We start from the raw sequence: 6,936 nt of genomic DNA, 5'->3' as shown, positions 1-6,936 counted from the left end.
TCTTGCCCGACATGAACTGCTCGAGCACCTTCTTTTCAAATTCTGTCTGTTCTTTCTTTGTCATGGTACTGTCTGAATAAAATTAATACTTCTAATCTTTTTCAGACAGAGTTCAGTTTACAGTCTCTTTGATTCTAAATCGGTTAATTTATTTTTTTTCTCACTTAAATTATAAAAGGCCTCCGTCAGATCTGTTATTGCTTCTTGGGCTGACAAAAAATAGAATATTTTTGCTCTCTCCTTTTCTAATTTTTGTATTGTTTTATTTCTTGAATTGATATTAATTTTAATTTTATCAATCTCGGATTTAAGAAACTCCTTTCTTGATTCACTTAATTTCTTTCTAAAAGAAACTGCTTCTTTTAATGTTTTATTTACTTGAAAGGATAACTCTTTTGAAATCTCGCCATACATTGTATTTATCCTACGCATATTAACTTTTGTAGGTAGAGAATAACTTTGCTGATAAGATTTAAGCTTATCATTATCCAGAAAGTTTTGATACAGGTTATTCTTTATTTTTCCAGTTAAAATATTTGCCTCGGCTTCCGCATCTTCATACTGTTCTCCAAGTTCAAATTTCTCAATAGCATCAGATAGTTTTTTTATTTCCAGTTTTAATTTATTAGTCTCTATTTGAGCAAGCTTCAAATCTCTGATTTCATACTTTTCTTCAACATACCTGGACACTTCAGTTATTGTATTTGAAATACCTTTTTGATTAACCCTATTTTCAAAAATTTTATACGGGATAGTATTATCAAGGCCTAATAGGTAAAAATGATACACATTGAGTTCTGGCTCTGTTAATTCGTTAATAAATTTAATTGGATCTAGAAACTTGGCTTTCTTAAACTTTTGAATCTTAATGTAAAAAGTTATTAAACTTCTATACCATTTGTTTGGCAAAAAAGCACCACTATAGTTTGATCTTTTAAAAACCAAATTTCCTAAAATGTCCTTTAGCTCTCGAATTCTATAAAATGCTGATTCCTCTCCAAACTTGCCAAACTCAATATAATCTGGTTCTTCAACATTTCTTTTTAAAATATAGGATGTTTCATCAATATCGAATTCAAGAACAATATCATAGCCCAACATGATAGATTTAGCCTTGTATAATCGTGGGTTATGATTTTTTCTAAAAGAACTTAAAAGAGTGAAATCAATTAAATCTAAAAAAGTAGATTTTCCTACACTATTTAAAGATTCTTTTGGGTTCTCCTCATCCTTTATACCATAAATGATATTTAAGCCATTTGTAAAATTAACCTCTGGGAATAGACCTAAAGGTTCAGAATATATCTTTTTTAGAAACACTTGTCTTTTTGGAGATTTTATTCTTGTTTAAATCAATTGAATTCAATAACCATAAATAGGTTAATGTATCATAATAAAGGTCTAAATTCAGGTTGATTTGCTTCTTAAGTTCTTGATACAATTCTTCTAATGTTAAATCTTTATTACGTATTATAAATAAAATATCTGCTCCTAATACCATAGGGTTCAAATCCAAATTTTGATGTTTAGTTGGTATTATCACAATTTATCAAATAAAGTTGGAGTTCGTGGTTCTTTCTTAGTTTTCTCAAAAATTGTGCAATCGTCAAAAAAGAACAACACAATTGCTTGAGCAATACCACGATAAGTCGGATTTTGAGAATACTGTTCAGGGATGAAAATTTGTGTTAACTCAGATAAAATCTTTATTGGGGATAAATTTTCAGAGCTTCTTTTCAATCCCTTGTAATGGCTTAATATATAATAATGTATATCTGTTTGTTCTTCAGAATCTAAACTCTGAAATGCATTTTCAACAAAACTAATTTTAGTATACAACTGCGTAAAATAACTTTTTACTTCCTCAATGTCTTCGGCAGTTTTAAAATTTAATTCAATTTTATCCTTTATATGAATTAATTTATCCTTTGCAGATGAAGACTTTTTCTCATCTTCCCTATTTTCACCATTAACCCTTTCAAAAACATGATTGAAAATAGTTTGAATGACGCCATAATCTTTTGATTCATTCTGAATATTATTATTGGTGATATAAGTATCTCTGCCTGAAGCTACATTTCCATCCCCATTTATTTCACTATTCATTTACTAGGCTTTTATTTTGGTATCTCTGCCTGAAGTAATATTATCATCTCCAGATACTGAAACATGGTTTTTTTTTAAAATTTTTATCGAATTTTTTATTTGAACAACCTTATTGGCAACAAAAAGAGACACTAATAAGGATAAAATACTACATGCACCTGCAATAATTTCAAAAACTTCCATTATTGATAATTTAAAATAGATGTGTTAAAACTTAATGGGGAAACAAAGATTTGATTTGAAATATAAGAATTTTCTCTATTTAATAAATATTTTACTTTAAAAAATGTTAAAATCACTCTTATATCAATCTAAAAAGAAAGTATCCCCTGCACGCGCTTCAACAACTCGGCTGCCATTTCGGGCTTCAAACCATAACCCTGTAAGCTGTCCACAGGGTTTTTAAAACTCAGCTGGGTGGTGTGGGCATCTAGTTCTTGCAGTACCAGTTTTAGGGGGATATCGTTTATGGCCAAAGGGTCGTTCGCCATGATCTCCGCAATATATTTGGGCTCAAAAAAGAGTAATTGCTTTAACGGGGGTATGGTTACGCCTCGTTTAGCAACAATGGCCTGGGTGTCTATTTCGTGCAGGAGCAAAAAACCGTGGTCCACGATCCGTTTCTTTAAAGCGCCGTACAACTGCCCAAAGGGCAGCGGCAGGGTTTGGCGTATTACATGTGCTTTCATAGGTTTGGCTTAGGCCATGGCGGCACGGGCAAAGCCCACCGTTTCGCGATAGGTTTTGGGCGAGATGTCCGCATTGTTCTTAAAAAATCGGCTAAAGTAGTGCTCATCATCATACCCAAGGTCGTAGGCAATCTCCTTAACGGTTTTGTTGGTCAGGTACAGCTCGCGCTTCGCCTCGATAATAATCCGTTCACTGATCAGGTTGGTCATGGTCTTGTTAAAGTGGTTCTTGGTCATCTTGGCCAGGGCCTTGGGGCTAATGTTCAACAGATCGGCATACTCCCCGGCGGAGTGCATGGATTTGTAGTGGGTCTCAATCAGGTTTTTGAGCTTTTGCAGGATAAAGGGCTCCTTTTCGCCCGGTCTGCCTTCCAATGCTTCGGGCTGTTGCTTTGCTTTGGCACGGGAGGCCGTGATCAAGAATATTTTAAGGTAAGAGACCAACAGCTCGTACTGCGCCAGTTCCGATTTTTGCACTTCGGCATACATCTGCTCCAGTACCAGTTCAAACTGTTGGCACATTTCTTCGGTAACACAGAGCGTGGGCGGAGCGTAAATATTGTTGAAGAGCACCCCGTTACAGGCCACTTGTTCGTGGTGCTTGTGGATACAGAAAAAATCGGGATGGAAGTTCAACACCACGCCCTCCAACGGTTCTTCCTCGGTTATGGTAAAAGGTTGATAGGGCGTTACGGCAAATAAGGTATTTGGCGTAAACGTGTACTCCGAAAAGTCCACTTGGGCGGTACCCCTCCCCTTTTTTACCCATATCAAAGAATAGTAATTAAACCGGTGCGTATCGCAGAACTGGCAGCTATCTTCAAAAGTGGAGAGTTTGAAGGCCAGGTTGCCGGTCTGTTCGTCGATGAGCGTGTTGGTGTTGTAGATGTCCATTTTTTGATTATGTGTTTTTATCCTAGTGCATTCAATAAAAATTCGTCATTTCGAGTGGTTTTTGGACCGAGGGCCAAAAATTGTATCGAGAAATGATTTTTTATGTTCGGAAAACCTTGTTCTCGACCTGCCTGCCGGCAGGCAGGTACTTTTTCATTTTGAAAAAACTCGACCTGACGGTTTCTATAAAGTCTGTCACTTCGAGCGCAGTCGAGAAGTCTTTTGTCTTAATTACTTTTGAGCGGTCTCGACTGCGCTCGACCTGACATTTGACTAAAGTCTTCTCTCCGATTCGTCTATCGGCAGATCGTTGATACTGGCATAGCGCTTTTGCATAAGCCCATGCTCGTTGAACTCCCAATTCTCGTTTCCATACGCGCGGATCCACGCTCCTTCGGCATTCTGGTATTCGTATTCAAAACGAACTGCAATCTTATTGTCGGTAAAGGCCCACAATTCCTTTCGCAGTTTGTAATTTTTTTCTTTTTGCCATTTTTCCGTCAAAAAGGCGACCACTTCCTCACGTCCGTTCACAAACTGGGAACGATTGCGCCATTCGGTGTCCACTGTGTACGCTTTGCTTACCTTTTCGGGGTCTTGGCTATTCCAGGCATCTTCCGCCAATTGCACCTTTTCCCGTGCGGTTTCCTCGGTAAATGGAGGCAAGGGATATTTTTTTTCTATTTCCATGGTTGTAATTTTTCAAAAACAAAAAAAGGGCAGGACCTATGGCGGGGCCCTACCCTTAGCTAATTAAAACTACTTGCTGTTCTTTACTTTGGGCCATTTGGCGTGTGCCGCCTTTTTTAGCTCCGAAGTACGTTGTGCCCAATCTTCGTATGTATTGAAAGGCTCTCCGTTAAAAGGTCCGTTGAAGAACAGGTACAGTTTACCATCCATTACATCAAAGGTTTCCGGGTTGATGGGGAACTTAGTGTCCTTAGCGGCCACACCCCAAGCACACCAACCATCGAACTGTGGCAAATATTTTTCAGGTGCTTTAGTAAATGCCATTTTGTTGGCATTGCTAGAAAAGTAATAAGTAGCACCATTGTGCTTGGCCATATAGCTTTTGCTACCTTTTTTTGCGCCACCTGAAAAGTAGGCCACAACATCGTAGCCGCCAATGGCAAGACCATTATCGTCTACCGGTTGGGTTTGTGCCTGCATGCTGATGGCTGCAAACAATAGGATTCCAAAAAGAAATAGATTTCTAAACGTTTTCATTTGTATGATTTTAAAGGGTTGATGATTATTTCAATAGTGTAGCTTCGGCCACTGGGAAATCTGGGTTGATCTTGGCTTTCACTTCTGGAAAATCAATATCGGTATTGGCCGTATTGTTGAAATAGTTGGTAAAGATGTTCAAGGCTACGTGTGCCACGATCTCCCCTACGGCACCATCTGTATATCCGGCAGCTTTTACGGTGTCCACATCCTCGGCGGAAACACGTCCGTTCTTTTCGATCAAGGTTTTTGCAAACTGAAGCGCAGCAGCGATTTTTGGGTCGTTGTTGATGGCTTCCCTAGCGGTTTCAAGGGTCTCTGTATCGATACCTACCAATTTTTCACCGATAAAAGAGTGCGCAGACAAACAATAGTTGCAGGCATTGTTCTCTGCTACGGTCAAAGCCAATAGCTCGCCCAATTTTCCGCCCAATGATCCTTTGCCCAAGATTTCGCTAAGGTTCAAGTAGCCTTCCAAAACCACAGAGGAGTTCCCCATGGTTCTCATCATGTTGGGCACCATGCCCAATTTGGCCTGGATACCTTCAAATAGTTCTTTTGATCTTCCGGTAGCTTCCTTTGGATCTAATGCTTGTAAACGTGTCATAACTTTCTGTTTTTTAATGAATAATTCAATTGTCATTATCGACGATACAAAGGTGCGGTGATGCTGGCTTGGATAAAATGGACAGATGTCGCAAGTCCTTGGACAATTTTCCCCTTGAGGGGTCAATCCATTGAACATCAGCCAAAAACAACGAAGCTGTTTAACGAATTTCGAAAATCCGTCACTCTGAATTCATTACAGAACCCCATCCTTTGGGCGAATAAACAATCATGGGAACCTGAAACAAGTCCAGGTTGACGGAAAGTTACTTTTCAGACATCCCTCTGGGCAGTTTGCATTAGGAATTAACTTGCCTGTATTAAAAAAAAACAAAGGGCCAAACCTATGGTTTGACCCCTCGTCAATCAACAGCATCATCATACATCACAAACACTCTTGCGTTTTATTTCATCGGGTGCATTTTCAATTCCTTTACCAATTCATCGGTGGTAAATACACGGCTGGAAATCATTTTATAATTGGTCTGGGCAGCTTGGTCGCCATCCAATCCAGGTAATTTGGCAGATGCAGTGGCATCACCCACAACGGCTACTTCAAAACCGTTTTCCACCAATTCCCTCATGTGGGATTCGGCACACAGGTTACCGGACATTCCTGCCAAGATGACTTTGTCCACACCTTGTTTTCTCAATTGTAAGGCCAAATCATTGGATTCGGAACCAAACACCTTGTGCGGGCTGGTCACCACCACCCTATCCTTGTTGATGTACTTTTTGTAACGAGGCAACCAATCGGCCCCGGAACCTTCAAAACCTTTTACGTTCAATTGGTCCCCACGATCGAACATGCTGATGTTATGCATCAATTTTTCAAGGGTTCCCTCGAACTTCCACACATGATCGTGCTCGTAATAATAGTGGGGAGAAATGAATACGGGAATGTTGTACTCCTCTCCCAGTTTGAAAATGGCCTCCAGGTTCTCAATGGTGTTGTTCTCCTGAACACTTTGTCCCACGGCGCTCCAAGCCACACCATCGGGGCTAAGAAAATCATTTTGTGGATCGGTAATGACAATGGCGGTGGTTTCGTCAATGGTAAAACCCGGTTCTGGCAATTGGGCATACACGCCCGTTACGGTAATCAAGAACAGTGTTAGTGTTCGCATTACATTCTTCATGATATTTTTCTTTAACTGATTAAACTTAAATTTTGATGGAACAAAGTTGCGGCAATGCCATGGGTAAAAAAATGGACGGACTTCGCCACTGAATGGACAGTTTTTCCCATGGTTTTTTATCCACTATGGGATTATGTTGCTTGAAATAGGCCATCCCTCAATTCAAATGGGGCATTCGTCAATTGCGTGTGTAAAATAATTGCGTAACCTGTAGTTTAGTGAAAAATAAGATTATGACTACACTTGAAACCATAAACACCTTACAGATAATATGT

Annotated in this window: 10 protein-coding genes; all 10 read right to left on the bottom strand. The window is 39.2% G+C overall.

Translation table 11 applies throughout. The features are described from left to right. Positions 1–117 precede the first annotated feature (117 nt). A complete protein-coding gene (locus tag PY092_RS18880) occupies positions 118–1,320 on the bottom strand; it encodes a hypothetical protein (protein WP_275617297.1) in 1,203 nt (400 codons plus the stop codon). Further along, the gene (locus PY092_RS19730; protein WP_417958470.1) at positions 1,295–1,543 is read right to left on the bottom strand and encodes an ABC-three component system middle component 6; all 249 of its coding nucleotides are present in this window, start codon (positions 1,541–1,543) and stop codon (positions 1,295–1,297) included. Before PY092_RS19730 ends, PY092_RS18880 begins: the two co-directional genes overlap by 26 nt. Further along, a complete protein-coding gene (locus PY092_RS18875; protein WP_275617296.1) occupies positions 1,540–2,106 on the bottom strand; it encodes a hypothetical protein in 567 nt (188 codons plus the stop codon). Before PY092_RS18875 ends, PY092_RS19730 begins: the two co-directional genes overlap by 4 nt. 3 nt (positions 2,107–2,109) lie before the next feature. Next, entirely contained in the window at positions 2,110–2,289 is a 180-nt protein-coding gene (locus tag PY092_RS18870) for a hypothetical protein (RefSeq protein ID WP_275617295.1), read from the bottom strand. Positions 2,290–2,417: 128 nt separating this feature from the next. Then, positions 2,418–2,795, bottom strand: coding sequence for a DUF302 domain-containing protein (locus PY092_RS18865; protein WP_275617294.1), 378 nt, complete (start codon positions 2,793–2,795; stop codon positions 2,418–2,420). A gap of 9 nt (positions 2,796–2,804) precedes the next feature. After that, complete coding sequence (locus PY092_RS18860; RefSeq protein WP_275617293.1) at positions 2,805–3,689, bottom strand: helix-turn-helix domain-containing protein; 885 nt, start codon at positions 3,687–3,689, stop codon at positions 2,805–2,807. Positions 3,690–3,962: 273 nt separating this feature from the next. Continuing rightward, the gene (locus tag PY092_RS18855; protein WP_275617292.1) at positions 3,963–4,379 is read right to left on the bottom strand and encodes a nuclear transport factor 2 family protein; all 417 of its coding nucleotides are present in this window, start codon (positions 4,377–4,379) and stop codon (positions 3,963–3,965) included. A 69-nt stretch (positions 4,380–4,448) separates the two neighbouring features. Beyond that, positions 4,449–4,916 (bottom strand): YHS domain-containing (seleno)protein, encoded by a 468-nt coding sequence (locus PY092_RS18850; protein WP_275617291.1) that lies wholly within the window; start codon positions 4,914–4,916, stop codon positions 4,449–4,451. 25 nt (positions 4,917–4,941) lie between these two features. Beyond that, entirely contained in the window at positions 4,942–5,523 is a 582-nt protein-coding gene (locus PY092_RS18845; RefSeq protein WP_275617290.1) for a carboxymuconolactone decarboxylase family protein, read from the bottom strand. 403 nt (positions 5,524–5,926) lie between these two features. Further along, positions 5,927–6,661 carry a cysteine hydrolase family protein gene (locus tag PY092_RS18840; protein ID WP_275617289.1) on the bottom strand — a complete coding sequence of 245 codons (735 nt, stop codon included), beginning with the start codon at positions 6,659–6,661 and terminating at the stop codon, positions 5,927–5,929. Positions 6,662–6,936: the final 275 nt, after the last annotated feature.

The organism is Flagellimonas yonaguniensis (genome assembly GCF_029193885.1).
Taxonomy (GTDB): domain Bacteria; phylum Bacteroidota; class Bacteroidia; order Flavobacteriales; family Flavobacteriaceae; genus Flagellimonas; species Flagellimonas yonaguniensis.
This window is presented reverse-complemented; position numbering and strand designations above follow the sequence as displayed.